Below are 26,903 nucleotides of genomic sequence, written 5' to 3'. Positions count from 1 at the left end.
TGATGAGACAGGCGCGGCATGGCGTGCGGCGGGTCTGGTGGGTTGCGGCTGGAGTCGCGGCGGCGGCTGTGGCGCTCGGCGTTGTTGTGGCGCCGACCGGCGCGGGCCGGGCGCAGCGCGACGGCGCAGAGGTGCCGGTGCGCGCAGCGACGGGTAGCGAGCGGGCCGCCATCCTGCCGGCTCAGCCCGGGCTCGAGGCCGGGCCGGATCGCCTGCCTGCCTCGCTTGCCGACACGAGCGCGCCGCGCTTGCCTACCGACGGCCATGGCCATCTCGCGCGCGATACGGCGGTGCGCGTCTTCTTCGATTATTGCTTGAGCGCGCAGGGCGACCTGGGCGAGGCGCGGCTCGATGCGTTCGTTGCGCGCGAGATTGCCGCGCAACTCGACGGCACCACCGCTCAGGCCGAAGCGCTCGCCGTGTGGCAGCGCTACGAGGCCTATCGGTCAGCGCTCGCGCAACTGCCGGGGGCCGCCGTCGACGGGGCCGCCGCATCGAATGTCGACATCGATGCGCTGAGAACCACCCTGGCGCAGCGTTCGGCGCTCGCGAGCCGCGAACTCGGCGAATGGAGCGAGGTGTTCTTCGGCGAAGAGTTTGCGTTACAGCGCAACAATACCGAGCGGCTTGCCATCGTCATGGACGCCAGTCTCACGGAGTCTGAAAAGCAGAGGCGCCTGGCTGCGCTCGACCAGCAGCTGTCCGCCCCGGAGCGCGCCTTGCGCGCGCAGGCCGAGGCGCAGCACGCCGCGCTCGCGCAGATCGCCGCCTTGCAGGACGCCCATGCGACGCCGGACCAGATACTGTCCGATTTGACGCCTTCCCTCGGCGCGTCAGCCGCCGCGCGCGTGGCGCAATTGCAGCGGGACGACGATGCGTGGCGGGAGAAATATGCAGCTTACGCGTCGCAGCGCGCGCAGATCGAGGCGGCCCAGCCGCCGGGCGCGGCGCGCGACGCATCGATCGCCCAGTTGCGCGAGCGCACGTTCACCGAGGCCGGCGAAGCCCTGCGGGCGGCCTCCCTCGATCAAACGCCGGGTTCCGCCCGCTAGCCAGCCCGGCGCAACGCCGCCCCGGCGCACGCCGCGTTTACGCGATTTTTATATCTGTGCCAAAACCTTTGATCCGGATTTAACGCGATAACCAGTACCTTGCAGCCATCCGTCATCCGCGAATGGAGAACACGACAATGGATGTGCTGTATATCGGGGGGCTGGCGGTCTTCGCCGCACTCACTTACGCGTTGATCGCCGGCTGCGAGAAGCTCATGCAGTACCGCCGCGCCGATCAGACCGCGACGGGAGCGCGCTCATGACCTGGATTTTCTGGCTATCGGGGGCGGCGACGCTGTTGCTGTTCGTCTATCTCGTCCATGCGCTCCTGCGCGCGGAGGAGATCGAATGAACGCCAACAATCTGCTCCAAACGGGGATTTTCATCGTCGTCCTGCTGGCGCTCGCGGTCCCCGTCGCGGGCTATATCACGCGTGTGCTGGACGGGCGCTCGCGCGTCGTGCGTCTTTTCGGGCCGCTCGAGAATCTGCTCTACCGCATTGCCGGGGTCGACCCGAGCGCCGAGATGAACTGGAAGCGCTATGCGTTCGCCACCATCTCGTTCAATGTGCTGGGCGTGGGCTTCCTTTACGTGCTGCTGCGCGTGCAGGGCTGGCTGCCCGGCAACCCGCAGCAGTTCAGCGCGATGACGGTGGACGGCGCGTTCAACACCGCCGTGAGCTTCGTCACCAACACGAACTGGCAGGACTACACGCCTGAGCAGACCGTGAGCTACCTCACGCAGATGCTCGGTTTCACCGTGCAGAACTTCCTCTCGGCGGCCACCGGCATCGTCGTGGTGGTCGCGCTGATTCGCGGCTTCGCGCGTCACTCGGTGCAGACCATCGGCAACTTCTGGGTCGATCTCACGCGCACGACGCTCTACATCCTCGTGCCGATGGCAGCCGTAATTGCGGCGCTCTTGATGAGCCAGGGCATGATCCAGAACTTCAAGTCGTACCAGGACGTGCCCACGCTGCAGACCACCACGTATGCGGCGCCCAAGCTCGATGCGCAGGGCAATCCGGTCAAGGACGCGAAGGGCAACCCCGTCACCGTCGACACCAAAGCGACGACGCAGACGCTCGCCATGGGCCCGGTCGCCTCGCAAGTCGCGATCAAGATGCTCGGCACCAATGGCGGCGGCTTCTTCAACGCGAACTCGGCGCATCCGTATGAAAACCCCACGCCGTTCTCGAACTTCGTCGAAATGTTGGCGATCCTGATCATTCCAGCAGCGTTGTGCCTCGTATTCGGCAACGTCGTGGGCGATCGCAAGCAGGGCGTGGCGGTGCTCGCGGTGATGACGATCGCGTTCGCCGTCGCCGTGGGCGTCGAGCTCTCGGCGGAGCAGACCGGCAATCCGATGCTTGCGACGCTCAACGTCGATCAGCACGCGAGCGCGCTGCAGGCCGGCGGCAATATGGAAGGCAAGGAAACGCGCTTCGGCATTGCGCAGACGGGCATTTTCGTCGTGGCCACCACGGCGGCCTCGTGCGGCGCCGTGAACGCGACGCACGATTCGCTCACGCCGATCGGCGGCCTCGTGCCGATGCTCTTCATCCAGCTTGGCGAAGTGATCTTCGGCGGGGTGGGCTCGGGCCTCTACGGCATGCTGGTGTTCGCGCTGCTCGCGGTGTTCGTGGCGGGCCTCATGATCGGGCGCACGCCCGAGTACGTGGGCAAAAAGATCGAATCGTTCGAAATGAAGATGGTGTCGATCGTCGTGCTGCTCACGCCGATGCTCGTGCTGCTCGGCACCTCGATCGCCGTGCTCTCCGACGCGGGCAAGGCCGGCATTGCCAATCCGGGCGCGCATGGCTTCTCGGAGATTCTCTACGCGTTCAGCTCCGCCGCGAACAACAACGGCAGCGCGTTCGCGGGACTTTCGGTCAACACGCCGTTCTACAACTGGCTGCTCGCGATTGCGATGTGGTTCGGCCGCTTCGGCACCATCGTGCCGGTGCTCGCCATCGCAGGCTCGCTCGCGAGCAAGAAGCGCATCGCCGTGACGGGCGGCACGCTGCCCACGCACGGACCGCTGTTCGTCGTGCTGCTGCTCGGCGTCGTGCTGCTGGTGGGCGCGCTCACCTATGTGCCGGCGCTCGCGCTCGGGCCGGGTGTGGAGCATCTGATCATGATGGGCGTGCATTGAACGGGGACTTCATCAAATGACACAACATAGTGCTACACGGTCCATGTTCGATCCGGCGCTCCTGCGTCCGGCCATCGTGGATTCGTTCAGGAAACTCAAGCCGCGCACGCAGTTGCGCAACCCGGTGATGTTCTGCGTCTACGTGGGCAGCGTGCTCACGACGATCCTCTGGATCGCGGCGCTGATGGGCCAGGCCGAGGCGCCCGCGGGCTTCATTCTCGCGATCGCGCTCTGGCTGTGGTTCACGGTGCTGTTCGCGAACTTCGCCGAGGCGCTCGCCGAAGGGCGCTCGAAGGCACAGGCCGCCTCGCTGCGCCAGGCCAAGCGCGACGTGATGGCGAAAAAGCTCAACGAGCCGCATCCGAAGTCGCCCATCCGCATCATGACCGCGACCGACCTGCGTCGCGGCGACGTGGTGCTGGTGGAAACCGGCGACACGATTCCCGCCGACGGCGAGGTGATCGATGGCGTGGCCTCGGTGGACGAATCGGCCATTACGGGTGAATCGGCGCCGGTGATCCGCGAGTCGGGCGGCGACTTTTCGTCGGTCACGGGCGGCACGCGCGTGCTGTCCGACTGGATCGTCGTGCGTGTTACGGCCAATCCGGGCGAAGCCTTCCTCGACCGCATGATCGCGATGGTCGAAGGCGCCAAGCGCCAGAAGACGCCCAACGAGATCGCGCTCACGATCCTGCTGGTCGCGCTGACCATCGTGCTGCTGCTCGCGACCGCGACGCTCTTGCCGTTCTCGATGTTCTCGGTCGAAGCCGCCAAGATGGGGCATGTGGTCACGATCACGGCGCTCGTGGCGCTGCTCGTGTGCCTGATTCCGACCACCATCGGCGGGCTGCTCTCGGCGATTGGCGTGGCGGGCATGAGCCGCATGATGCAGGCCAACGTGATCGCCACTTCGGGCCGCGCGGTGGAAGCCGCCGGCGACGTGGACGTGCTGCTGCTCGACAAGACCGGCACGATCACGCTCGGCAACCGCCAGGCGTCGGCCTTCGTGCCCGCGCCGGGCGTGAACGAGGAAGCGCTCGCGGACGCCGCGCAGCTCGCCTCGCTCGCCGACGAAACGCCGGAAGGCCGCAGCATCGTCGTGCTCGCGAAGCAGCGCTTCAACATTCGCCAGCGCGACATGGGCGCGCTGCACGCGGTGTTCCTCGCCTTCAGCGCGCAGACGCGCATGAGCGGCGTGGACCTCTCGCCCGAGGGGACCGCCCCCGGCACGCACGGCCGCGAGATCCGCAAGGGCGCCGCCGACGCGGTCAAGCAGTATGTGGAAGCGCACGGCGGCCGCTGCCCCAGCGAAGTGGACACGGCCGTAGACGACATCGCGCGCCGCGGCAGCACGCCGCTCGTGGTGGCGGAGATGCACGACAAGGTCGCGCGCGTGCTCGGCGTGATCGAGCTGAAGGACGTGGTGAAGGGCGGCATCAAGGAGCGTTTCGCCGAGCTGCGCAAGATGGGCATCAAGACCGTGATGGTGACGGGCGACAACCGCCTGACCGCCGCCGCGATCGCCGCCGAAGCGGGCGTGGACGACTTCCTCGCGCAAGCGACGCCGGAGACCAAGCTCGCGACGATCCGCGAGCACCAGGCTCAGGGCAAGCTCGTGGCGATGACCGGCGACGGCACCAACGACGCCCCGGCGCTCGCGCAGGCCGACGTGGCCGTGGCGATGAACACCGGCACCCAGGCCGCGAAGGAAGCGGGCAACATGGTCGACCTCGACTCGAACCCGACCAAGCTCATCGAGATCGTGGAGATCGGCAAGCAGATGCTCATGACGCGCGGCTCGCTCACGACGTTCTCGATTGCCAACGACGTTGCCAAGTACTTCGCGATCATTCCGGCCGCGTTCGCCACCACGTACCCGCAACTGCGCGTGCTCGACGTCATGCACCTGAGCTCGCCGTCTTCGGCGATTCTCTCGGCGGTGATCTTCAACGCGCTCATCATCGTGATGCTGATTCCGCTCGCGCTCAAGGGCGTGAAGTACCGGCCGCTCGGCGCCGCGACGCTGTTGCGCCGCAATCTGTTGATCTACGGCCTCGGCGGCATTCTCCTGCCGTTCCCGTGCATCAAGCTGATCGACATGGTGCTCACGGCGTTCGGCTGGGCTTGACCCGCTCGTCTCGCCTCGTATGTCGCCAGATCAATAGGAAACCAAAATGAAAGCGCAGTTTCGACCTCTCATCGTGATCTTCGCCGTGCTCGCGGCGATCACGGGTCTCGTGTATCCGGCCGTGATGACCGCGTTCGGCCAGGCCGTGTTCCATCGCCAGGCCAACGGCAGCCTCGTCGAGGTGAACGGCAAGGTGGTGGGCAGCGCGCTGATCGGCCAGCAGTTCGACGCGCCCCAGTACTTCTGGGGCCGTCTCTCGGCCACCACGCCCAATCCGTACAACGCGACGAACTCGGGCGGCTCGAACCTCGGCCCGACCAACCCGGCGCTCGCCGACGAAATCAAAGGCCGCATCGAGGCGCTCAAGGCCGCGGGCACCGACGTTTCGCAGCCGATTCCCGCCGACCTCGTGACCTCGTCGGCCAGCGGCCTCGACCCTGAGATCTCGCCTGCCGCCGCCGCGTATCAGGTGGCGCGTGTGGCCAAGGCGCGCAACATGAGCGCGAACGACGTGCAGGCGCTCGTGGACCGCTATACCAAGGGCCGCCAGTTCGGCGTGTTCGGCGAGCCGCGCGTGAACGTGCTCGAGCTGAACCTCGCGCTCGACGGCAAGGAGGTGGGCTGAGCGCTGGCTGAAGACTTAAGGCAACCGGGCGCCGCATGCCGCTTGGGCTGCATGCGGTGCCCGTGTTTGCTCATCCGGCGCTTTGCCGGCATGGGCTCGCTGTTCGGTCGCGCTGTTCGGCCGCGCGGTTCGGGCGTCGTGCCAGCGTAGTTTGCTTATTCCGCGCCACGGTGAGACGATCCTCCGTAGCGTTCCAGGTGCCTGACCCCAGGCGCGTCCGGCACGCGCCACTCCCTATGAATTTCGCATGAACCGCCCCGATCCCGACGAACTCCTCGACCGGCTCCAGCGCGACGAAGAAAAGCGCCGCCGCGGCAAGCTGAAGATTTTCTTCGGCGCATCGGCGGGCGTCGGCAAGACCTACGCGATGCTGCAGGCCGCGCGCCGCCGCGCCGAAGAAAGCGTGGACGTGGTGGTCGGCATCGTCGAGACCCATGGGCGCAGCGAGACCGCTGCGCTCACGAGCGGTCTCGAAGTGCTGCCGCGCCAGCGCATTGCGTACCGCGGGCGCACGCTCGAGGAGTTCGATCTCGACGCCGCGCTCGAGCGCAAGCCGCAACTCGTGCTAGTCGATGAGCTGGCCCACTCGAACGTGCAGGGCGCGCGCCACATGAAGCGCTGGCAGGACGTCTACGAGCTGCTCGACGCGGGCATCGACGTCTACACGACCGTCAACGTCCAGCACCTCGAAAGCCTGAACGACGTGGTGGGGCAGATCACCGGCATTCGCGTCTGGGAGACGGTGCCCGACCGCGTGTTCGACAGCGCCGACGAAGTCACGCTCGTCGACCTGCCCGCCGAGGAGCTGCTCGACCGCATGCGCGACGGCAAGGTGTATCTGGCCGCGCAGGCCGAGCGCGCGGTGCGCAACTTCTTTCGCAAGGGCAACCTGATCGCGCTGCGCGAGCTGGCGCTGCGCCGCACGGCCGACCGCGTCGACGCGCAGATGCACGAGTACCGTGCCGACCGCTCGATCCAGCACGTTTGGCAGGCGCGCGAGCGGCTGCTCGCGTGCGTGGGCCCGGGCCCCGAGGCGACTGCGCTCGTGCGCGCGGCGGCGCGGCTCGCGGCAAGCCTGAAGGCCGACTGGATCGCCGTTTATGTGGAGACGCCCAGGCTCCAGCGCCTGCCCGACGAGGTTCGCCAGCGCACGCTCGGCGCGCTCAAGCTGGCGTCCGAGCTGGGCGCGGAAACGGCCACGCTTGCGGGCGAGGACGCCGCCGTCACGCTCGCCGGCTATGCGCGGCTGCGCAACGTGTCGAAGCTCGTGGCGGGCGCCGCGACGCGCACAGGCTCTGCGTGGTGGGTGCGCTGGTTGCGCCGGCCGTTCGGCGAGCGCCTCGCGGAAAAGGCCGAGGACGTCGATTTGACCCTGGTGCGCGCGAGCGCCACCGATAACGACAGGCTCGCCGGCGGCGTCCCGCGCGAGGCATCGGCCGCCGCGCGCGCCGCCAACGCCTGGCGCGCCGCCATCGCCGCCGGTAACGCCGCGAACCGCTCGCCGCCGCGCGCCTATGCGGCGGCGCTCGCGATTTGCGCGAGCATTACGGTGCTCGCAAGCACGCTGCTCGACCGCATCGCGCTCGCCAATCTCGTGATGCTGTATCTGCTCGGCGTGATCTTCACGGCGACCAAACTGGGGCGCGGGCCGGGCGTGCTGCTCTCGTTCGCGAGCGTGGCCGCCTACGACTTTTTCTTCGTGCCGCCGCGCATGTCGTTCTCGGTGAGCGACACGCAATACCTGCTGACCTTCGTGGGCATGCTGCTCACCTCGCTCGTGATCAGCCATCTCACTTCGAGCCTGCGCCGCGAGGCGAGCGTCGCGCAGCGGCGCGAGCAGCGCACCGGCGCGATGTACGCGATGGCGCGCGAGCTGGCCGCCGCGCTCGCGACCGAGCAGATCGTGGCGATCGGCAGCCGCCACGTGAACGAGGTGTTCGGCGCGCGCGTGGCGATTCTGTTGCCCGACAGCGCCGACAAGGTGCAGCAAAAGATCGAGGACCCCGATCCGAAGGTCATGCTCGAGCCGGGCAGCCTCGACATCGACGTGGGCCAGTGGGTCTACGACCAGCAAAAGCCAGCGGGCCACGGCACCGACACATTGCCCGCGGCGGCGGCGCTCTACCTGCCGCTCAAGGCGCCGATGCGCACGCGCGGCGTGCTGGCCGTGGTCACGCGCGACGCGCGCGAGATGCTGGTGCCCGAGCAGCAGCGCATGCTCGACGCATTCGCCGCGCAGATCGCGCTCGCGCTCGAACGCGTGCACTACGTGGAAATCGCGCGCGACGCGCTCGTCAACATGGAGTCCGAACGGCTGCGCAACTCGCTGCTCTCGGCGATCTCGCACGACCTGCGCACGCCGCTTACGGCCATCGTCGGCTTTTCGTCGATGCTCGCGCAGACACACGAGCCCGGCACACCCGCCGACGTGCAGAACGCCCGCGCGGGCGAGCTCATCGAGGCGATTCACGACGAGGCGCTGCGCATGACCGGCATCGTCACGAATCTGCTCGACATGGCGCGCCTGCAAGCGGGCAGCCTCAAGCTCAACCGGCAATGGACGCTGCTCGAGGAAACCGTGGGCGCGGCGCTGGCCGCGTGCCGCCGCGTGCTGGCGCGCCATCCGGTGCGAGTGTTGCTCGAAGAGGGCTTGCCCTTGCTGCAGCTCGACGCCGTGCTCATGGAGCGGCTCTTCTCGAACCTGCTGGAAAACGCCGCGAAGTACACGCCGCCCGATACGCCGCTCACGATCGGGGCGCGCCGTATCGAGGAGAACGGTCAGCCGTTCGTGCGCGTGAGCATCGACGACAATGGCCCGGGCCTGCCGCACGGCATGGGCGAGCGCGTGTTCGAGAAGTTCACGCGCGGCGAGAAGGAGTCGGCGAAGCCCGGCATCGGCCTCGGGCTTGCGATCTGCCGCGCGATCGTCGAGGCGCACGGCGGTACAATCGGCGCGGCTAACCGCGTGGCCGCCGATGGCCGCATCGAGGGCGCGTCGTTCTGGTTCGCGCTGCCGGTGGAGGCGCCGCCGCCGCTGCCCACCGATGCGGCCGAGCTCGACGAAGCCGCCCAGACGGGGGATGCCGCGCTCGACGCGCACGAAGCGCATGAAGCTCACGAAGCGCACGCCGTGGAACCCCAACCCGCTGTGGAACCCCAACCCGCCAAGCCCGCCCATGAGTGATCCGAGCCTCGCCGTTGTCCTGATCGAAGACGAAAAGCAGATTCGCCGCTTCGTGCGCGCGTCGCTGGAGGGGGAGGGCATTGCCGTCTACGACGCCGAGACCGGCAAGCAGGGTCTGGTCGAGGCGGCGACGCGCAAGCCCGACCTCGTGATCGTCGATCTGGGCCTGCCCGACACGGATGGCCTCGACGTGATCCGCGAGCTGCGCGGCTGGAGCGACCTGCCCGTGATCGTGCTCTCGGCGCGCACTCAGGAGAGCGAAAAAGTCGCCGCGCTCGACGCCGGCGCCGACGACTACCTCACGAAGCCGTTCGGCGTGTCCGAGTTGCTCGCACGCATCCGTGCGCATCTGCGCCGCCGCAACCGGGGTGGCGCGAACGAGGCGCCACAAGTGTGCTTCGGCGAGGTGATCGTCGACCTGGGCCTGCGCCAGGTGACGCGCGGTGGCGCTGCGGTGCACCTCACGCCGATCGAGTACCGCCTGCTCGCGACGCTCGTGCGCGATGCGGGTCGCGTGCTGACCCACCGGCAACTGCTGCGCGAGGTCTGGGGGCCTTCGCATGTGGAGAGCAGTCACTACCTGCGCATCTACATGGCGCATCTGCGGCAGAAACTGGAGCGCGATCCCGCGCAGCCCGAGCACATCGTCACCGAGACGGGCGTAGGGTATCGGCTGGTGGGCGTGCAGTAGCGGTGCCCTGGCGGGCGGCTACGGGTCGCCCATGATATACTTACAAAAGCGTAAGGACGGCCTTGCGCCTCATCTTCAAGCGGGGACGGCCCCATTGCTAAAGGGGAGCGTTCTCATGCCCTGGTTTTATCTCCTGATTGCCGGTGTGCTCGAAGTCGCATGGGCGACCGGCCTCAAGTCTTCCGAAGGCTTCACGCGGCCCGGCTGGTCGGTCTTCACGCTCGTGACGGCGCTCGGCAGCTTCTGGCTGCTCGCGCTCGCCATGCGCCAGCTGCCGCTCGGCACGGCGTACGCGGTGTGGACCGGCATCGGTGCGGTGGGCGCGTTCATTCTCGGCATCGTCGTGATGGGCGAGGCCGCTAGCGTCGCGCGCGTGGCAAGCGCCGCGCTGATCGTGCTCGGACTCATTGGGCTCAAGCTCTCGTCGGGGGCCTGAGGCGCTTTTCCCGGGCCAGGCGCGCCACGCGTGGCGCGCTCGCACAACACGGCAGCGGTGCCGCGGGGAGCGTGGCTATAATGGAACGGTCATCACCCCAAAACCCGATAACACTCCGCGCCCGATAACGCCTGGCGCCACGCATGCGTATGCGTCGCGCCATGCCTGATTCGTGGGGAACGGCGCCGCGCGCGCCTCGCGCGAGGAGGCAGTCATGCTGGAACCACTTTCGCTTGCCGCGGGCCTGTCCTGGGGCAGCGGTCTGCGCCTCTACCTCACGGTCCTGATGGCCGGCGTGCTGCAACGTCTCGGCCTCATCCATCTGCCTGACACGCTTGCAATCCTCGCTTCCCCCTGGGTGATCGGCATCGCCGCCGCGCTCACGCTGCTAGAGTTTCTCGCCGACAAAGTCCCCGCCTTCGATTCGCTCTGGGACGCCGTGCATACCTTCATCCGCATTCCCGCCGGCGCTGTGCTGGCGGCCGGCGCGCTCGGCCATGCCGATCCGGCGCTGCTTACCGTCGCCGCGCTCGCCGGCGGCACGCTCGCCGGCACCGCGCATCTGGCCAAGGCCGGCACGCGCGCGCTCATCAATCTCTCGCCGGAGCCGGTGTCGAACGTTGTCACGTCCGGCGCGGAAGACGGCATGACCTTCGTCGGCGTGTTGCTCGCGCTCTTCATGCCGCTGCTCTTTCTAGTGCTGCTCGCGGCCTTCCTGCTGGTGGCCGCGTGGGCGCTGCCGCGCCTGTGGCGCGGCGTGCAGGGCGGCTTTCGGGGCATGGCGACCCATATGGTGTCGCGTTTCTCGCTGCGGAGCCGTCACGATTGAGCGGCGCCGGGTCTTCCTCGTCTGCATCGAACGCCGCGGCCGGCGGCAATCCTGGCCGCTCCGGGGCCACGCCGCCCCGCGCGGGCGGTGAAGCGCCGCGCGGTGGCGCAGGCGCCATTGCACGCACCGTCGCGCGCACCACGCTCGGCTGGCCCGATCTCGTGCGCCTTGCCGTGCGCATGAGCGCACGCGACTGGCGCGCGGGTGAGCTGACCATGCTGCTGCTGGCGCTCGTGCTGGCCGTGGCGGCGCTCTCGAGCGTGGGATTTCTTGCCGACCGGCTCCAGCGCGGGCTCGAGCGCGACGCACGCGGCATGATCGCCGCCGACTTCATCGTGCGCGCCGATCATCCCGTCGATCCTTCGTTCGCGCGCGAGGCGCAGTCGCTCGCCTTGCAGACCGCGACCACGGCGATCTTTCCGAGCATGGTGAGCGCCGAAGCGGCGCCAGGTGCCACGGATGACCAGACGCCCACCCGCCTCGCCGCGGTCAAGTCGGTCTCGCCCGGCTATCCGCTGCGCGGCGCGTTGCGCATCGCTGGCGTGCCCGGTGCCCCCGACCACGCGGCGCAGGGCATCCCGCCGCCCGGCACCGTCTGGGTCGATCAGCAACTGCTCGACGCGCTCAAGGTGCACGTGGGCAGCCAGGTGAGGGTCGGCACGCGCACCTTCACGATCGGCGCGCTGATCACGCGTGAGCTCGACCGCGGCTTTTCGTTCGTGAACTTCTCGCCGCGCCTGATGCTCAACGCCGCGGATCTTCCCTCCACAGGCCTCACGGGCTACGGCAGCCGCGTGACGTACCGCCTGCTCGTGGCCGGCGCCGATCCCGCCGTCGCGCAGTTCGCCGCGTGGGCGCACGCGCGCGTCGACGGCGGCAAGCTACGCGGCTTCGGCCTCGAATCGTTGCAGGACGGACAGCCGCAGGTGCGCCAGACGCTCGACCGGGCGCGCCATTTCCTCACGCTCGTCTCGCTGCTCACGGCGCTGCTGGCGGCCGTGGCGATCGCAATGGCCGCGCATCGCTATATGCGCCGGCATCTCGATGGCTGCGCCGCGATGCGCTGCCTCGGCGCGAGCCAGCGCACGCTGCGCGCGCTCTTCGTGCTCGAATTCACGGGCCTCGGGCTCGTGGGCGGCGCGATTGGCGTGGCGCTCGGCTATGCGGGGCATCTCGCGCTGCTCGCGTGGCTCGGCACCCTGATCGAAGTCGTGTTGCCGTACCCGGGGCCGCTGCCCGCGCTCGAAGGTCTTGCGGCGGGCCTCGTGCTGCTGCTCGGCTTCGCGTTGCCGCCGCTCCTGCCGCTCACGCGGGTGCCGCCCGTGCGGGTGCTGCGCCGCGAGTGGGGCGATGAGAGCCGCACCGCGTGGGCCGCTTACGCCATCGGCATAGTGCTGTTTGCGGGGTTGCTCGTGATCGCCGCGGGCGAGCTCAAGCTCGGTGGCATCGTCGCGGGCGGATTTGCGCTGGGCCTCGTCGTGTTCGCGGTCCTGGCGCGGCTTGCGCTCTGGGGCGCCGCGCGCGTGGCGCGCAGCCAGCGCAACGGCCTCGAGGCGCGCGCGGGCGTGGGCTGGCGCTACGCGCTCGCGTCGCTCGAGCGGCGGCCCGGCACGAGCGCGCTGCAGATCACCTCGCTCGCGATCGGCCTGATGTGCCTGCTGCTCATCGCGATGACGCGCAACGACCTGATCGAGGGCTGGCGCAAGTCCACGCCGCCCGACGCGCCCAACGAATTCCTCATCGACATCCAGCCCGCCCAGCACGACGCCGTGGCCGCGTGGCTCAAGGCACACGGCATTGCCAGCCCCGATCTCGAGCCGATGGTGCGCGGGCGTCTCGTCACGATCAACGGCAAGCCCGTGAACCCCGCGAACTACAAGAGCGAGGAGGCGCGCCGCCTCGTCGATCGCGAGTTCAACCTTTCGTACACGACGCAACTGCCCGAGGACAACCGCATCGAGGCCGGCGCGTGGTACGGCGATTCGAGCGCGCCGCAGCTTTCGATCGAGCAGGGGCTCGCGAAGCTGATCGGCGTGAAGCCCGGCGACGTGCTGACCTTCGACGTGACCGGTCTCGAAGTGACGGCGCCCGTTACGAGCGTGCGCAAGCTCGACTGGGGCTCGTTCAAGGTGAACTTCTTCGTGCTGATGCCGCCCGCGCTGCTGCGCGACTTCCCGGCCACCTACATCACGAGTTTCCACTTGCCCGAAACGCAGCGCGCCGTGGTGGACGGGCTCGTCGCGCAGTATCCGAACGTGAGCGCCATCGACGTCGGCCCGATCCTCGCGCAGATCCAGCGCATGCTGGAGCAGGTGATCGGCGCGGTGCAGTTCCTGTTTCTGTTCACGCTCGCGGCGGGCGTGCTCGTGCTCTATGCAGCGCTCGCGGGCACCCGCGACGAGCGCATGCGCGAGTCGGCGCTGCTGCGCGCGCTGGGGGCATCGCACGCGCAGGTGCGCGCGGTGCAGGTGGCGGAGTTCGTCGCGGTGGGCGCGCTGGCGGGGCTGATGGCGGCGGTGGGCGCGCAGATCGTGGGGTCGGTGCTCGCCACGCGCGTGTTCAACTTCTATCTCGCGTTCGATCCGTGGCTCGTGCCCGCGGGCATCGCGGCGGGTGTCACCTGCGCGGGCGTGGGCGGGTGGATCAGCCTGCGGCACGTGCTTGCGCGGCCCGCGCTGCAGTCGCTGCGCGACGCGTGAAGGATGCATGGGCGCAGCGGCGTGCGCTCAGTGTCCGTGATGCGTCGGGCGTGCCCGCAGCACGGATTTCGGCATATGATGCCGGGGCTTTTTCCGCCGATGCCATGAATACCGAATCGATACCCAAGCCGATACCCAAGCCGACACCCACGCGCGCTTCGAAGCGTACCGCCACGCGCGCGACGAAACCCAGCGCGCCGGCTCCCGCACAGACGGACCTGGCCGCCCCCGAAGCCGCGCCGATGCGCTTTCTCGACACCTATCTCGCCGCGCTGCTCGCACGCGCGAGCAGCCTCATTTCCGACGAATTCCACGCCACGCTCGCACGCAAGAAGATTCCAGTCCTGCAATGGCGCGTGCTCGCGTGTCTCTCCGACGGCTCGCTGCCGATGGGCGACCTCGGCCGCGTGATCCTCGCGAAGCAGCCCACCGTGAGCAAGCTGATCGACCGCATGGAGGCAGCGGGCCTGGTCGCACGCCAGGAGGATCCGGCGAGCCGCCGCCGCACGCTCGTCGCGCTCACGCCGCATGGCAGCACGCTCGCTGCGGAACTGGTCGTGCTCGCGCTGGAACATGAGGCTTCGGTGCTGCTGCCGTTTGCACCCGAGACCGCGAAGATCTTCGTCGACGTTCTGCGGCAACTGATCGCGCAGCATTCGAAGTGAGGCGCGCGCCGTACCGGGCGCGCGGCCGTGGTTCGTCACATGCGCATCAAAGCGCGAGGCTGCCTGTGCTCGTGCCGCCGCACACGTAAAGCGTCTGCCCCGTGACGAAGCCGTTTTCCGGCGCCGCGAAGAACATCGCGGCGCGCGCGATGTCGTCGGGCTGGCCGAGGCGACCCACCGGGATGCCGGCCGCGATTTGCGCGACCTTCGGGCTGTCGGCGGGCACGATCTCGTGGAACATGTCGGTCTGGATCGGCCCGGGTGCGATGGCGTTCGCGGTGATGCCGAGCGGCCCGAGTTCGAGCGCCCAGGTGCGCACGAGGCCGAGCATGCCCGCCTTGGTCGCGGAGTAGGCCGTGCGCGTGGCGAGCCCGAGTGCCGCGCGCGACGAAACCAGCACGAGACGTCCGAAACGTTGTGCGCGCATCGTGGGCAGCATGGCCTGCGCGAGTGCAATGGGCGCGGCGAGATGCAGGTTCGTGAGCGCGAGCAGGTCCTCGTGCGCGACGTCGGGCAGGAGCGCCGGGCGGATCGCGCCAGCGTTGTGGATCAGCGTGGTGGGCGCATGGCGCGCGGCGATCTCGGCCGCGGCCTCGCGCGTGGCCGCCGCGTCGCAGAGATCGACTTCGACGGTGGACAGGCGCGCGTGGCCCGGCGCGTTCGCGCGCAGGTCGAGCGAGATCACTTCATAGCCGGCTTCGAGCAGATGCTCGACGATCGCCCGGCCGATGCCGGCATTGCCGCCGGTGACGATGGCTGCGCGGTTCATCGCGTTTTCCTTGCTGAGGGTGTACGTCATATCAGTCCTGGCGCTTCTTCATGGTGCGCGTGTCGATACAGCACGGCGTGCCGGGCAGCGTGCGCGCGAGATCCTTGAGCGCGGCGCGCTGGACCTTCTGCGTGCCGGTCAGCGGCAGCGCGTCGACGAACGCCACAAAGCCGGGCGCCTTGAAATAAGCGAGTTGCGCGAGGCACAGCTGCACGAGCTCGGCGGCGCGCGCGGTGCGTTCAGCCTCGCGTAGCGGCTCGCGCGTGACGATGCAGGCGAGCACTTCATCGCCGCGCACCGCATCTGGCGTGGCCGCGACGGCCACGTCGGCCACGCACGGATGCTTGCGCAGCACGCTCTCGACCTCGACCGCCGAGATGTTCTCGCCGCTGCGGCGAATCACGTTCTTCTTGCGGTCGACGAAGTACATCTGGCCGTCGGCGTCCTGCCGGACGATGTCGCCGGTATGGAACCAGCCGCCTTCCCAGGCCGCCGCCGTTGCTTCGGCATCCTTGAGATATTCGCGAAAGAAGCCGCGGCGCGGCGAGTCGCCGCTCGCTCGCACGAGCAGCTCGCCCGGCTCGCCTGCCGGCGCGAGCTGGCCGTCGTCGCCGACGATGCGCACCTCCAGCGCCGCCTCGGGCTTGCCGAAGCACGACCTGCCGATGTTGCGCGGCTCGCGGTTGGCGATCACCACGGCGCCCGCGCCGGTTTCGGTCATCGCCCACGCTTCGAGCAGCGGTATGCCGAAGCGCGTTTCAAACGGTGCATGCAGGGTCTTGTCGACGCCTGCGCCGAAGCCGAAGCGCACCGAGTGCTCGCGGTCGTGCGCGCCTGGAGGCGCGCCGAGCAACATGGCCGGCATCACGCCGAGATAGTGGATCACGGTCGCGCGCGCGGCGCGCACGTCTTCCCACCAGCTGCGCGGATGAAAGCGGTCAAGCGCGACGATGGCGCCGCCCGCGAGGATCATCGCCATGGTCGAGTAGGCCATCGCGTTCATGTGCGTCATCGGCAGCGGCGTGATGAGGCGCTCGACGCCGGGCCGCAGCGTGCACAGGCCGCCGATGCGGTTGTACCAGAGGCCCGCGAGCAGGAAGTACTCGTTGGGCAGCACGCAGGCTTTTGGGCGACCCGTCGTGCCCGAGGTGTAGAGCAGCGCGCATTCGGTATCGGCGTCGGGCGTGTGCGTGCGCGGCGCAGTGGCGGCGCGCGGGATCGCTTTTGCATCCGCATCCGCATCGGCTTCGCAGATCGTGACGCTGCGTTGTGCGGCTTGCGCGGCCGCGTGCAGATCGGCATGACGCGCCGAGGGCGCGACGGCGAGATCGAGTTCGCTGTGCCCCGTGATGTATTCGAGCTCGGCGGCGCGCAGCTCGGTGGAGAGCGGCACGACCGAGACGCCGAGCGCGTTCAGCGCGAGCCAGTGCAGGAAGAACGCGGGGCGGTTCTCGAGCATCAGGCCCGCGCGATGGCCGGGCCCGAAGCCAGCAGCGCGGTAGCGCGCGGCGAGGGCGTCCACGCGAGCGAGCGCAACGCCGTAGCGCAGCGTTTGCGTGTCGATGCCATAGATCTGCGCGGTCTGAGGCAGGACGACCAGGAAGTCGTGATCGGGATAGCGCGCGGCGCTTGCCGCGAAGGCCGCATAAACGGACGGAAACGCGGACGGAAGCGCGGACGGAAGCGCGCACGGATAAGGCAACGGATCGGGATGGCGTTGTTCGTGGTTCACCGCGTGCCTCACATGAAGAGCTGGACCGACGGCAGCGCCGCGTCGCAATTGAGCAGGTCGATGCGCTTTTCGCGGATGCGCAGCGCGCCGCCCTCCTCGACGAGGTGATGGCGCACGACGCCGGTGAAGAGCAGTTGCTCGTCGCCGCGCGCTTCGGCGTAGAAGAACGGCGTGCGCAGGCGATAGCCGTCGGCGCCGGCGGACTCGATTTCGGGGCGCTGCAGCACGTGCTGGCAGCGGCTCTCGGGCTGCTGCGAGAAGGCGCGCGGCTGCTTCAGGCGCTCGATGCGCAGCTTGAGCAACAAGCGGTCCTCGTACATCAGCGAGGCGTGATTGAGGCCGTCGCGCTGATCGGGCGCGAGCGGGATCCAGTAGAGGCCGTCTTGCGCGAACAGCGCGTACCACGCGTCGAGTTGCTTCTCGTCGAGGAGGCGCGCCTCGCGGTAGACGAAGTCGATCAGCGTCTCGCGCAATGCAGGGTCGCGCAGTGCGGTGTCGCTCGGTGGAGTGTCGCTCGGTGGAGTGTCGATCAATGCGGTCATCGCTGGGTCCCCGGGAATGATTTCGCCGCTTGTGGCGCCATGTAGCGCGCCCATGCACGGAACTGGTTGCGCATCGAGATCTCGCTCGTGCCGTTGACAGTGAGGTCGGGCGTTTGCGCCTCGTCGGCGCGATAGTCGCGGTGCAGGCTCACCCATTCGTTGCCGTTCGCGGCGAGCCCTTCCTGGATCGCGCGGTACGCGTGCAGGTCGTCGTGGCCCACCACCGACATCGGCGAGTTGATGAGGCGCGAATACGTGAGCGTGCGTTGCAGCAGCACGTCGGGCGCGCCTTTCAGGCGGAAGGTCCACGATTCGATCAGTGTCTTGTCCGGCGCGATGGGGCGCACCACGCGGATCGCCTGGATCGCGCCCTTGATCGTGAGGCTCGGGTAGTAGACCGTGTTGTGGCGCGCGGTGCCGAGCACCTGTTTCGCCTTTTCTTCGCCCCAGGCGGTGGCGAGCTGCTGCTCGTATTCAGGCAGCGCCGAATAGCTCGAATGGATCGAGAAGTTCACGCCCGTGTAGCTGTGCCCGTTCTCGAAGACGCGCACGCCCATGCCGTCGAAGAACGCGTAGTCGGACACGAACGGCACGAACTGCTCGATCGCCATCGGCTTCGGTTCGTCGGCGCTTTTGCCGTCCCAGAGCTTTTTCGCCGTGCCCGCCGACGACTCGTGCGCCACCATCGGATGCATCGTGTCGTTGAGGTTCTCGACGAACATCTTCCAGTTGCAGTTGTGCACGTAGCGCAGGCAGCCGCCCGCGATTTCCAGCTCGCCTTCGGGCGAGCGGTCGGCCATGTTGTCGATCGACGAGAGCGAGTCGCCGAAATAGTCGCTGAACGACGGGCCTTCATCGGACAGGCGCACGAACACGAAGCCGCGATACGTCTGTACGTTCGCGACTGCGGCGAGGCCCTGCCCGGAGGGGCATTCGCTCATGCGCGTGCCTTCGTAACCGTTCTTCAGCGGAATCGCGAGCGGCTTGCCGTCGGTCTTGTAGGTCCACGCATGGTAAGGACAGCGGAAGAACTTGCCGGTGTTGCCGTTGGGCGCGCTCACGAGCTTCGCGCCCTTGTGTGCGCAGCGGTTCTTCAGCACGCGCACGCTGCCGTCGGCCTGGCGCACCATCACGAGCGGCTCTTGCGCGATATCGACGGTGAGGTAGTCGCCTGCATTGGGCACCTGGCTCGTGTGGCCGAGATAGACCCAGGTGCGGCGAAAGAGCCGCTCCATCTCGAGGTCGAACACTTCCTGATCCAGATAAACGTCGCGGTGAACCTGGTCGGGCTCGACGAGCGCGGCAAGCGCTGCGGCGTCTTCGCGATAGCGGGGCATGGTGGGCTCCTTGGCCGGTGCTGGGTGCGTTGTGTTGCGGGTCGCGCGTGCTTGTGTGTCGCGTCGATACGTCGAGCTTGTGCGTCGTGCTTAGGCGTCGTGCTTATGTGTCGCGCTTAGGCGTCGATTACGAGGCGCGCCGCGCGGGCGCGCGACACGCAGATATGCATCACCTTCCCCGAGCGCTTTTCGGCCTCGCTCAGGCAATAGTCGCGGTGCTCGACTTCCCCTTCGATCACGCCGACCTGACACACGCCGCATTCGCCGCGCTTGCAGTCGTAGAGCGGATCGAGGCCGGCGTCGAGCATCGCGTCAAGGATCGTCTGCGCGGGGGCCACGGTGAGCGTCATGCCGGTCTGGCGCAACTCGAGTTCGAACCCGGCGTCGCCAGCCTCGGGCGCCGCGGCCGCGAACAGCTCGGAGCGGATGCGCTCGCGCGGCCAGCCGCGTTGCGTGGCGAGCGCGATGACCGCGTCGATCAGGCTTTGCGGGCCGCACACATAAAGCGGCTGGCCCGGCGTGAGCGTGGCGAACAGGCGCGCGAGGTCGAAGCGCTTGGCCTCGCCCGGTTCATCGTCGCCGTAGAGATGCAGGTGCTCGCCCGCGAGCGCGCGCAGTGCGTCGACAAAGGCGAGTTGCGTGATCGAGCGCCCGGTGTAGTGCAGGGTGTAGCGGCAGGCGCGCGCGGCGAGCGCGGCGGCCATCGAGGCGATCGGCGTGACGCCGATGCCGCCTGCGATCAGCACGGCGTTGGCGCTCGCGTCGTCGTGTGCGAGCGCGAACGCGTTCACGGGCGGCGCGATGCGCAGCGTGTGGCCCGCGCGCACCTGTGTGTGCATCCACAGCGAGCCGCCTGCGCCCGCATCTTCGCGGCGCACGGCGATCAGGTAGTGATCGGGCGCGCGCTCGCACGCAGCGCAGGCGTCCGGCGCGAGATTGACGAGCGAGTAGGCGCGCCACTCATCGCTGCCTTCGCCCACCTGCACGCGAATATGCGCGCCCGCGGCGAAGCCTGGCAGCGCACGGCCGTCGGGCGCGCGCAGGCGGAATGAGGTGATGTGCGAGCTGAGCGGCTCCACGGACTCGACGACGACGTCGAAGGCATCGGTGACGGGCGCGGCACTCATTTCAAAGCTCCTTGTGCGCCGGCGCGGCGGCGGGCTGTCCGGGATGTCGTGAAAGCGATCATGAGGCGTCTCCTGAGCGGTCCACGAAGCCGTGGCGGCCGCAGTGCGCGGCTCGCGTGGCGAGGTGGCGCTACTTGTTTCGATCGGCGGGACTGACGCGTCGCGAAGGCGATTTACGCGTAAACCCTTTAGATTCGAAAATATGAAAATTCATGTGTTTTATTGGATAATGAAAAAAACCGGCTGTCAAGGCGGGTGCTCCCGAGGCGAAGAAGGTGAAGCGTCGGACAACGTGGAGACAGCGGGCAACCGCTGAGGAGTCGAGGCAAGATGAACACGGACAGGATGCGCACGGCGACAGGCCCTGGGAGGGGACATGCAATCTGATTTCGACGGCGCGGCCGTTGTCTGCGGCGTGGAGGTGCCCTACCGCCGCCAGGCGCCGGAGCACACGACCGGCGATTTGCTCGCGCAGGCGTTTGCACTGGCGCTCGCGCAATCGGGGTTCGATGCGGGTGAGGTGGATGGGCTCGGTGTGGCGTCGTTCACGCTCGCGCCGGATCACGCGATCGACATGGCCTGGCGGCTGGGCATCAGCCCGCGCTGGTGCATGGACGACTGCCACGGTGGCGCGAGCGCGATCAACCTGCTGCAGCACGCGATTCGCGCGGTGCAGCACGGCGATGCCTCGGTCATCGTCCTGCTTTCCGGCGACCGCTTCGAGGCCGCCGATTTCCGGCAACTGGTCGAGCACTACAACCTCACGACGCGCACGTATCTGCGGCCGCTGGAGAATGGCGGACCGAACAGCCTCTTCGCGATGCTCACGCAGCGCCACGCGCGGCGTTACGGGCTGGACGCGCGCGACTACGGCGCGTTGTGCGTGGCGCAGCGCGAGTGGGCCGGGCTCAATCCGGGCGCGGTGTACCGCACGCCGCTCACGCTCGACGAGTATCTCGCGGCGCCGCGTGTGGCCGACCCGCTCGGTCGCTTCGATTGCGTGCCGGTGGTGTGCGGCGCGAACGCCGTCGTCGTGGCGCGCGCGGATCTCGTCAAAAAGCAGGCCACCGAGGCGCGCGCGCCGCTCCACGTGCGCGCGCTGCAATGCCGCTACAACCCCGATCATCAGGCGGGCGATGGCCTGGAGACCGGCCTCGCCGTGCTCGCCAACGCGCTCTGGACGCAGGCCGGAGCCACCCCGGCCGAGATCGACGTGATCTCGGTCTACGACGACTATCCGGTGATGACGCTGATCCAGCTCGCCGATCTGGGCTTCGCGCCCGACGGCGACCTGGGCGCGCTGATTGCGCGCATCGCGTCGCGCGAATTGCCGGTGAACACCTCGGGCGGACAGCTTTCGGCAGGGCAGGCGGGTGCGGCGGCCGGCATGCACGGACTCGTCGAAGCGATCCGGCAGCTGCAGGGCGAAGCGGGTGCGCGTCAGGTGCGCGAGGCGCGGCTCGCGCTCGTGAGCGGCTATGGCATGGTGCAGTATCGCTACGGCATGTGTGCGAATGCCGTCGTGCTCGACAGGAGGCCAGCATGAGCGAAACGGTTCTGGCGATTCAGCGTTGCAATGCCTGTGGCGAGGCCGTGTTTCCGGCGCGCTACCGCTGCCCGCGCTGCGGCGCGGCGCAGTGGTCGAGCGAGCCCGCCGCCGGCGGCGCCGTGGAGGAAAGCACGGTGGTGCGGCATCGCGTGGGAGCGCAGGGCGCGGGCGACGTGTACCTCGCCAGCGTGCGCACGCAGGCGGGACCGGTGGTGATCGCACGCAGCGAAACGGCGTTGCGTGCAGGCGACGCGGTGGCGCTCGCCATCGACGACGCCATGCGGGTGTGGGCGCGAGCGCGCTAGACGCACGTGGCGCGCACGGCGTGGGAAGAAGCGGCGCGCGCCGCCTGCGCCGCCATGCGAAAATGACAGCTTCCCCGGCAGGACGCCAAGCGCCTTGCCGCCTGAGTTTTTGTAGCGATTGAACCGTATGACCGATCCAGCCGATGAAGCGCCGCAGGACCCCTCGGCCTTCGAACTTGTCGGCGGCGAGGCGCGCGTGCGCGAGCTCGTCGACCGCTTTTATGACCTGATGGACCTCGAGCCCGAGTTTGCCGGCCTCCGCGCGATGCACCCGCAGACGCTGGACGGCTCGCGCGACAAGCTGTTCTGGTTCCTGTGCGGCTGGCTCGGCGGCCCGGACCATTACATCGAGCGCTTCGGCCATCCGCGCCTGCGCGCGCGTCACATGCCGTTCGGCATTGCTTCCTCTGAGCGCGACCAGTGGCTGTGCTGCATGGCCTGGGCGATGGTCGACATCGGGCTGCCCGAGGTGCTGCGCGAGCGCCTGCTGGAATCGTTTTTCGCAACCGCGGACTGGATGCGCAATCGTCGGGGCTGATGCAGGGCGTGAGAAGCGATTGAGCCGATTGTCCCGGTAAAAGCGCCGGTACAGTCCGGCGGTGGCGCGCGCACAGTCTGCATTTTGGGCCGGTGCGTACGTCGCCATAATGCAGGATTCGGGACCCAAGCGAGGATCAGATCCCCATGACGACATCTCCTACCCGCGCACTCTTTCGCGAAGACGCCTATCTCACGCAGTGCGATGCCATCGTGATCGCCGTCGGCGAGGACGGCGTGCGGCTCGACCAGACCGTGTTCTACCCGCTCGGCGGCGGCCAGGCCGGCGACACCGGCGCGCTCGTGCTCGCCGACGGCACGCGCATCGAAATCGCGGACACGCGCAAGGCCAAATTCGAAGGCGCGACCCCGGACGACGCGCTGCACGTTCCGGCACCGGGCCAGGAGGCGCTGCTCGCGCGCATCGTGGCCGGCGAGCGCGTGCGCGCGGAGATCGACTGGGCCCGCCGTCATCGGCATATGCGCCTGCACACGGCGAGCCATCTGATGTGCGCGGTGCTGCCCTATGCGGTGGACGGCTGCAGCATCACGACGGACTACGCGCGTCTGGACTTCGCGACCGTCGAGCCGATCGAGCGCGACATGGTCGAGGCGCGTCTGGCCGAGCTGGTGGCGGGGGCGCATCCCGTCGCCACCGAATGGATCACCGACGACGAAATGCTGCAGCGCCCCGAGCTCGTGCGCACGATGAGCGTGAAGCCGCCGATGGGGCTCGGCCGCGTGCGCCTCTTGCGCATCGAGAGCATCGACCTGCAACCGTGCGGCGGGACGCACGTGCGCAACACCGGGGAAATCGGCCGGCTGCGTGTGGCGAAGCTCGAGAAGAAGAGTGCGCGCACGCGCCGGCTCGTGCTGGAACTGGCCGAATGAGCGTAGCGCCGAATACCGCCCGCGCCCACGACGTGCTCGATCCGCGCGCCCGCGAGGTGCTCGACTTCTGGTTCGGCACGCCAGGTTCGGAAGCATTCGGACGCGAGCGCAAGATGTGGTTCCGCAAGGACGAGGCGTTTGATGCGTCCTTGCGCGAGCGCTTCGGCGCGTTGCTCGACGCCGCGCGCTCAGGCGAGCTCGACGCGTGGAGCGCGATGCCCGAAGGCGCGTTGGCCCTCGTGATTCTGCTCGACCAGTTCTCGCGCAACTGCCATCGCGGCACGCCGCACGCGTTTTCCGCGGACGACAAGGCGCTCGGCATCGCGCGCGCGATGGTGGCGAGCGGCGCCGATCTGCGCCTGCCGAGCCTCCAGCACCGCGTGTTCGCGTATCTGCCGTTCGAGCATGCGGAATCGGCCGATGCGCAGCGCGAGTCGCTGCGGCTCTTCGGCGAGCTCGCGAAGGATCCGGAAGCTAAGGGATACTACGATTACGCGCTGCGCCACGCCGCGGTCATCGAGCGCTTCGGGCGCTTCCCGCACCGCAATGCGCAGCTCGGCCGCTCGAGCAGCGACGCCGAGGCCGTATTCCTGCGTGAGCCGGGCTCGTCGTTCTAGCAGGAATGCGCTGTAGCGCGGCGGGCAGTTTTTGCAACTGCCCGGCGATTTCGCGGCGCTCGCTCAGCGCCCGCCGCTCACGTCGAGCAGGGCGCCCGTCACGTACGATGCCGCATCGCTCAAGAGCCACACGATCGTTTGCGCGACTTCATCGGCGCTGCCCGGGCGACCGAGTGGCGTTTGCGCGCCGAGCACGGCCGCGCGCTCGGGCCGGCCGCCGCTCGCGTGGATCTCCGTGTCGATGAGCCCGGGCCGCACCGCGTTCACGCGCACGCCCTGCGGGCCGAGCTCCTTGGCGAGACCGATCGTCATCGTGTCGATGGCGCCCTTGGAGGACGCGTAGTCGACGTACTCGTTAGGCGAGCCGAGCCGCGACGCCGCCGAAGACACATTCACGATGGCGCCGCCGTCGCCGCCGCGGTCCTTCGACATGCGCCGCGCCGCTTCGCGCACACACAGGAATGCGCCGTACACGTTCACGTCGAACATGCGTTTGAGGCGCTCGGCGTCCATGTCCGCGACGCGCGACGAGGGCGCCACGATGCCCGCGTTGTTCACGAGCGCATCGATGCGACCATACGCCGACTCGAGCGTGTCGAACATCGCGAGCACGTCGGCTTCGCTGGCCACGTCGCCGCGCAGCACGCGTGCGTGGCCGCCCGCGCGGCCGACCTCGGCCGCGGTCTCTTCGGCGGCTGGTTCGTTGTGCAGATAATTCACGCCCACGGTCCAGCCGTGTGCGCCAAGCAGCCGCGCGCACGCGCGGCCGATGCCGCGGCTCGCGCCGGTGATTAGAACGACCTTGCCCATCTGTGTGTCACCTCCTGTCGACGGGACCGGGTGCAACAAGTGCCGGCTGGAGCGCTGGCTCCGAGCCCCGGCATCACACCTGGCCCCACGCAATGCCTGTGGTTGCGCATCTGGCGCGGTGAACGGCGCGCGGCAGATCGGCCTCGCCTCAAACGTTCTCGCGCAGATCCGCCCACTTGTCCTTGGCCGGCGCGTGGTAGTGCTTGAGCTTGCCGATCAGCGCGGCGGGATCGCTGTCGATCTGCAGTAGGTCGAGATACGCCTGGCGCATGAAGCCTTCGCTCACGGTGTGCTCGAGCAGCGCGATGAGCGGGTTGTAGAAGCTGTCGATATTGAGCACGCCCACCGGCTTGTGGTGATAGCCGAGCTGCGCCCACGTGTAGACCTCGAACAGCTCTTCGAGCGTGCCCACGCCGCCAGGCATCGCGACGAAGCCATCGGAGAGATCGGCCATCATCTTCTTGCGCTGATGCATGTCGGGCACGACGTGCAGCTCCGTGAGGCCGTTGTGGCCCACTTCCTTGTCCACCAGCAGCTCGGGAATGACGCCGATGGCACGGCCGCCATGCGCCATCACGGTATCGGCGATCACGCCCATCAGGCCCACCTTGCCGCCGCCGTAGACGAGCGCGAGGTTGGCATCGACGAGCGCGCGGCCGAACGCCTGCGCCGCCTCGTTGTAGACCGGTCGGGCTCCCATCGAGGAGCCGCAATATACGCAGACTGCTTTCATTCGCATCAATCCTTGTTGTCCTTCGCGCTCGCGCCCCCCGTCGTGCCCTCGCGCGGCGGCAGGTAATCGTAGAACTCGCGCTTTTCCAGCTTGCCCGTGACGAGGTCGTCGAAGAGCTGGCGCGCGCGTCCGCGCAGATAAGGCGCCATCAGCGAGACGATCTGCACGCTCACCTGGTGCAGTTCGTCCTGGATCGCTTCCTGGTCGTTGTACTTGCGCGGGTTCATCACGAACTGGTACGACAGCCAGTAGGTGGCAATGACGCCGATATTGGTCGAGATCACGTGGATCTCGGCGGGCGTCGCGACCATCTCGCCGTCTTCCACGAGCTGCTCGCAGAACTGCTTCGCGAAGTGCACCTTGTGGCTGATGATCTGCTTGAAGTGCATCTCGAGCGTGCGGTTGCGCGCGAGCAAGTCGTTCAGGTCGCGATAGAGGAAGCGGTAGCGCCACGTGAAATCGACCATGTACTGCAGATACGCCCACATCTCGTCGATGGTGGCGCGATGGTCGTCCGGGAAGCGCAGACGCTTTTCGATCTCCTGCTCGAACTGGCTGAAGATGCTGTTGATGATGTCGTCTTTGTTGCGGAAGTGGTAGTACAGGTTGCCTGGACTGATCTCCATTTCCTCGGCGATGGTCGTCGTCGTGACGTTGGGCTCGCCGATCTCGTTGAACAGCTTCAACGACAGCTCAAGAATCCGTTCGCGTGTACGGCGGGGAGGTTTGGAATCCATGTCGTCGGGCCTTGGGAGTGCGGCGTCGGACCTGCAACGCTGCCGCCTGTGCGAAGCGCCGCCGGCCCGGACGCGGGTGGTCGTTTTTTAAGACTGTCGTTCGATTATAAACCGACGATCCGGCCGCCAAGCCAGCCTGTCCGGAACGCACGGCATGAGCGTGGCACGGCGGCGCCCCTGGCGGTTGCAGGAGAGTTGGGGCTCAGCGCATGCCGAGCCAGTGCAGCAGGGCGGGGCCGAAGCGCGGCACGAGGATCAAGCCCCATGCCATCACGCAGGTGAGGAGCGCGACCGTCACCGCGGCGCTGCCGAGATCCTTGGCGCGGCCCGAAAGCTCGTTGCGCTCCAGACCGATGCGGTCGACGGCGTTTTCGATGCTCGAATTGAGCAGCTCGACGATCAGCACCAGCATCACCGAGCCTAGCAGCAGCACGCGCTCGACCGGTTCGACCGGCACCAGCACACCGATGGGCACGAGGATGGCCGCGAGCGTGAGCTCCTGGCGAAACGCACTTTCTTCGCGGATGGCGACGCGAAAACCCTTGATCGAATATTTGAGCGCGTTCCAGGCGCGCATGATGCCGCGGTTGCCCTTGTAGGGGTTGAACGGCAGCGGGGCCAGCGGGTCGTCCGGGCCGAGCGGCTCGTGCAGATGCGCGGGTTCCGGCGGCTCGGGCGGTCCGGGCTGCGGGTGGGGCGCGGTGGCGCTCGCGCACGGCGCGTTCGCGGCGGCGCCCGCATGCACGGGCGCCGC

Annotated in this window: 26 protein-coding genes; 17 read left to right on the top strand and 9 right to left on the bottom strand. The window is 68.2% G+C overall.

The window, feature by feature from the left end; all coding sequences use genetic code 11:
- The first annotated feature begins 2 nt into the window (after positions 1 to 2).
- The 12 genes from EYW47_RS35325 (at position 3) to EYW47_RS35270 (ending at position 14,463) form a co-directional block, all read left to right on the top strand.
- A complete protein-coding gene (locus tag EYW47_RS35325) occupies positions 3 to 1,052 on the top strand; it encodes a lipase secretion chaperone (protein WP_377785169.1) in 1,050 nt (349 codons plus the stop codon).
- Positions 1,053 to 1,189: 137 nt separating this feature from the next.
- On the top strand, positions 1,190 to 1,315 hold the full coding sequence (locus EYW47_RS35320; protein WP_133199443.1) for a potassium ABC transporter ATPase: 126 nt from the start codon (positions 1,190 to 1,192) through the stop codon (positions 1,313 to 1,315).
- Positions 1,312 to 1,404: a K(+)-transporting ATPase subunit F gene (gene kdpF / locus EYW47_RS35315; protein WP_028218560.1), complete on the top strand. Its 93-nt coding sequence runs from the start codon at positions 1,312 to 1,314 to the stop codon at positions 1,402 to 1,404. The genes EYW47_RS35320 and kdpF overlap by 4 nt, the downstream gene beginning before the upstream one ends.
- A complete protein-coding gene (kdpA, locus tag EYW47_RS35310; RefSeq protein ID WP_133199442.1) occupies positions 1,401 to 3,206 on the top strand; it encodes a potassium-transporting ATPase subunit KdpA in 1,806 nt (601 codons plus the stop codon). The genes kdpF and kdpA overlap by 4 nt, the downstream gene beginning before the upstream one ends.
- A gap of 16 nt (positions 3,207 to 3,222) precedes the next feature.
- Positions 3,223 to 5,334 (top strand): potassium-transporting ATPase subunit KdpB, encoded by a 2,112-nt coding sequence (gene kdpB / locus EYW47_RS35305; protein ID WP_133199441.1) that lies wholly within the window; start codon positions 3,223 to 3,225, stop codon positions 5,332 to 5,334.
- Positions 5,335 to 5,380: 46 nt separating this feature from the next.
- Positions 5,381 to 5,959: a potassium-transporting ATPase subunit KdpC gene (gene kdpC, locus EYW47_RS35300; protein WP_133199440.1), complete on the top strand. Its 579-nt coding sequence runs from the start codon at positions 5,381 to 5,383 to the stop codon at positions 5,957 to 5,959.
- Positions 5,960 to 6,206: 247 nt separating this feature from the next.
- Complete coding sequence (locus EYW47_RS35295; protein WP_133199439.1) at positions 6,207 to 9,143, top strand: sensor histidine kinase; 2,937 nt, start codon at positions 6,207 to 6,209, stop codon at positions 9,141 to 9,143.
- Positions 9,136 to 9,834 (top strand): two-component system response regulator KdpE, encoded by a 699-nt coding sequence (gene kdpE, locus EYW47_RS35290; protein ID WP_133199438.1) that lies wholly within the window; start codon positions 9,136 to 9,138, stop codon positions 9,832 to 9,834. The genes EYW47_RS35295 and kdpE overlap by 8 nt, the downstream gene beginning before the upstream one ends.
- Positions 9,835 to 9,949: 115 nt before the next feature.
- Positions 9,950 to 10,270 (top strand): quaternary ammonium compound efflux SMR transporter SugE, encoded by a 321-nt coding sequence (gene sugE / locus EYW47_RS35285; RefSeq protein WP_133199437.1) that lies wholly within the window; start codon positions 9,950 to 9,952, stop codon positions 10,268 to 10,270.
- A 214-nt stretch (positions 10,271 to 10,484) separates the two neighbouring features.
- Positions 10,485 to 11,099, top strand: a complete 615-nt coding sequence (locus tag EYW47_RS35280; protein ID WP_133199436.1) for a DUF4126 domain-containing protein — start codon at positions 10,485 to 10,487, stop codon at positions 11,097 to 11,099.
- 179 nt (positions 11,100 to 11,278) lie between these two features.
- Complete coding sequence (locus EYW47_RS35275; RefSeq protein WP_133199474.1) at positions 11,279 to 13,798, top strand: ABC transporter permease; 2,520 nt, start codon at positions 11,279 to 11,281, stop codon at positions 13,796 to 13,798.
- 104 nt (positions 13,799 to 13,902) lie between these two features.
- The gene (locus EYW47_RS35270) at positions 13,903 to 14,463 is read left to right on the top strand and encodes a MarR family winged helix-turn-helix transcriptional regulator (protein ID WP_133199435.1); all 561 of its coding nucleotides are present in this window, start codon (positions 13,903 to 13,905) and stop codon (positions 14,461 to 14,463) included.
- Positions 14,464 to 14,509: 46 nt separating this feature from the next.
- On the opposite strand, the gene EYW47_RS35265 is transcribed toward EYW47_RS35270, so the two are convergent.
- From EYW47_RS35265 to EYW47_RS35245, 5 genes are all read right to left on the bottom strand, one after another.
- Entirely contained in the window at positions 14,510 to 15,262 is a 753-nt protein-coding gene (locus EYW47_RS35265; protein WP_240764053.1) for an SDR family NAD(P)-dependent oxidoreductase, read from the bottom strand.
- Position 15,263: 1 nt separating this feature from the next.
- The gene (locus tag EYW47_RS35260) at positions 15,264 to 16,934 is read right to left on the bottom strand and encodes an AMP-binding protein (RefSeq protein WP_133199472.1); all 1,671 of its coding nucleotides are present in this window, start codon (positions 16,932 to 16,934) and stop codon (positions 15,264 to 15,266) included.
- Between the two features lie 38 nt (positions 16,935 to 16,972).
- Positions 16,973 to 17,506 carry an aromatic-ring-hydroxylating dioxygenase subunit beta gene (locus EYW47_RS35255; RefSeq protein WP_133199434.1) on the bottom strand — a complete coding sequence of 178 codons (534 nt, stop codon included), beginning with the start codon at positions 17,504 to 17,506 and terminating at the stop codon, positions 16,973 to 16,975.
- Complete coding sequence (locus EYW47_RS35250) at positions 17,503 to 18,843, bottom strand: aromatic ring-hydroxylating dioxygenase subunit alpha (protein ID WP_133199433.1); 1,341 nt, start codon at positions 18,841 to 18,843, stop codon at positions 17,503 to 17,505. The genes EYW47_RS35255 and EYW47_RS35250 overlap by 4 nt, the downstream gene beginning before the upstream one ends.
- A 116-nt stretch (positions 18,844 to 18,959) precedes the next feature.
- Positions 18,960 to 19,970, bottom strand: a complete 1,011-nt coding sequence (locus EYW47_RS35245; protein WP_133199432.1) for a PDR/VanB family oxidoreductase — start codon at positions 19,968 to 19,970, stop codon at positions 18,960 to 18,962.
- A 376-nt stretch (positions 19,971 to 20,346) separates the two neighbouring features.
- Between EYW47_RS35245 and EYW47_RS35240 the strand changes: the two genes are divergently transcribed.
- The 5 genes from EYW47_RS35240 to EYW47_RS35220 all read left to right on the top strand — a co-directional run bounded on the left by EYW47_RS35240 (position 20,347) and on the right by EYW47_RS35220 (position 23,869).
- Positions 20,347 to 21,516: a thiolase family protein gene (locus tag EYW47_RS35240; protein ID WP_133199431.1), complete on the top strand. Its 1,170-nt coding sequence runs from the start codon at positions 20,347 to 20,349 to the stop codon at positions 21,514 to 21,516.
- Positions 21,513 to 21,824, top strand: coding sequence for a Zn-ribbon domain-containing OB-fold protein (locus EYW47_RS35235; protein ID WP_133199430.1), 312 nt, complete (start codon positions 21,513 to 21,515; stop codon positions 21,822 to 21,824). Before EYW47_RS35240 ends, EYW47_RS35235 begins: the two co-directional genes overlap by 4 nt.
- 127 nt (positions 21,825 to 21,951) lie before the next feature.
- On the top strand, positions 21,952 to 22,362 hold the full coding sequence (locus EYW47_RS35230) for a group II truncated hemoglobin (protein ID WP_133199429.1): 411 nt from the start codon (positions 21,952 to 21,954) through the stop codon (positions 22,360 to 22,362).
- 146 nt (positions 22,363 to 22,508) lie between these two features.
- Complete coding sequence (locus tag EYW47_RS35225) at positions 22,509 to 23,252, top strand: alanyl-tRNA editing protein (RefSeq protein WP_133199428.1); 744 nt, start codon at positions 22,509 to 22,511, stop codon at positions 23,250 to 23,252.
- Positions 23,249 to 23,869, top strand: a complete 621-nt coding sequence (locus tag EYW47_RS35220; RefSeq protein ID WP_133199427.1) for a DUF924 family protein — start codon at positions 23,249 to 23,251, stop codon at positions 23,867 to 23,869. Before EYW47_RS35225 ends, EYW47_RS35220 begins: the two co-directional genes overlap by 4 nt.
- Positions 23,870 to 23,932: 63 nt before the next feature.
- Here EYW47_RS35220 and EYW47_RS35215 read toward each other — a convergent pair whose 3' ends face one another.
- The 4 genes from EYW47_RS35215 to EYW47_RS35200 all read right to left on the bottom strand — a co-directional run bounded on the left by EYW47_RS35215 (position 23,933) and on the right by EYW47_RS35200 (position 26,894).
- Positions 23,933 to 24,679: an SDR family oxidoreductase gene (locus EYW47_RS35215; RefSeq protein WP_133199426.1), complete on the bottom strand. Its 747-nt coding sequence runs from the start codon at positions 24,677 to 24,679 to the stop codon at positions 23,933 to 23,935.
- Positions 24,680 to 24,827: 148 nt separating this feature from the next.
- Positions 24,828 to 25,412: an LOG family protein gene (locus tag EYW47_RS35210; RefSeq protein ID WP_133199425.1), complete on the bottom strand. Its 585-nt coding sequence runs from the start codon at positions 25,410 to 25,412 to the stop codon at positions 24,828 to 24,830.
- Between the two features lie 5 nt (positions 25,413 to 25,417).
- Positions 25,418 to 26,149: a TetR/AcrR family transcriptional regulator gene (locus EYW47_RS35205; RefSeq protein WP_133199424.1), complete on the bottom strand. Its 732-nt coding sequence runs from the start codon at positions 26,147 to 26,149 to the stop codon at positions 25,418 to 25,420.
- A 202-nt stretch (positions 26,150 to 26,351) separates the two neighbouring features.
- Positions 26,352 to 26,894 carry a diacylglycerol kinase gene (locus tag EYW47_RS35200; RefSeq protein WP_240764055.1) on the bottom strand — a complete coding sequence of 181 codons (543 nt, stop codon included), beginning with the start codon at positions 26,892 to 26,894 and terminating at the stop codon, positions 26,352 to 26,354.
- Positions 26,895 to 26,903: the final 9 nt, after the last annotated feature.

The sequence above is a fragment of the Paraburkholderia silviterrae genome, assembly GCF_004353915.1.
GTDB classification, from domain to species: Bacteria; Pseudomonadota; Gammaproteobacteria; order Burkholderiales; family Burkholderiaceae; genus Paraburkholderia; species Paraburkholderia silviterrae.
Note: the sequence above shows the minus strand (reverse complement) of the source record. Positions and strands in the feature narration are given on the sequence as shown.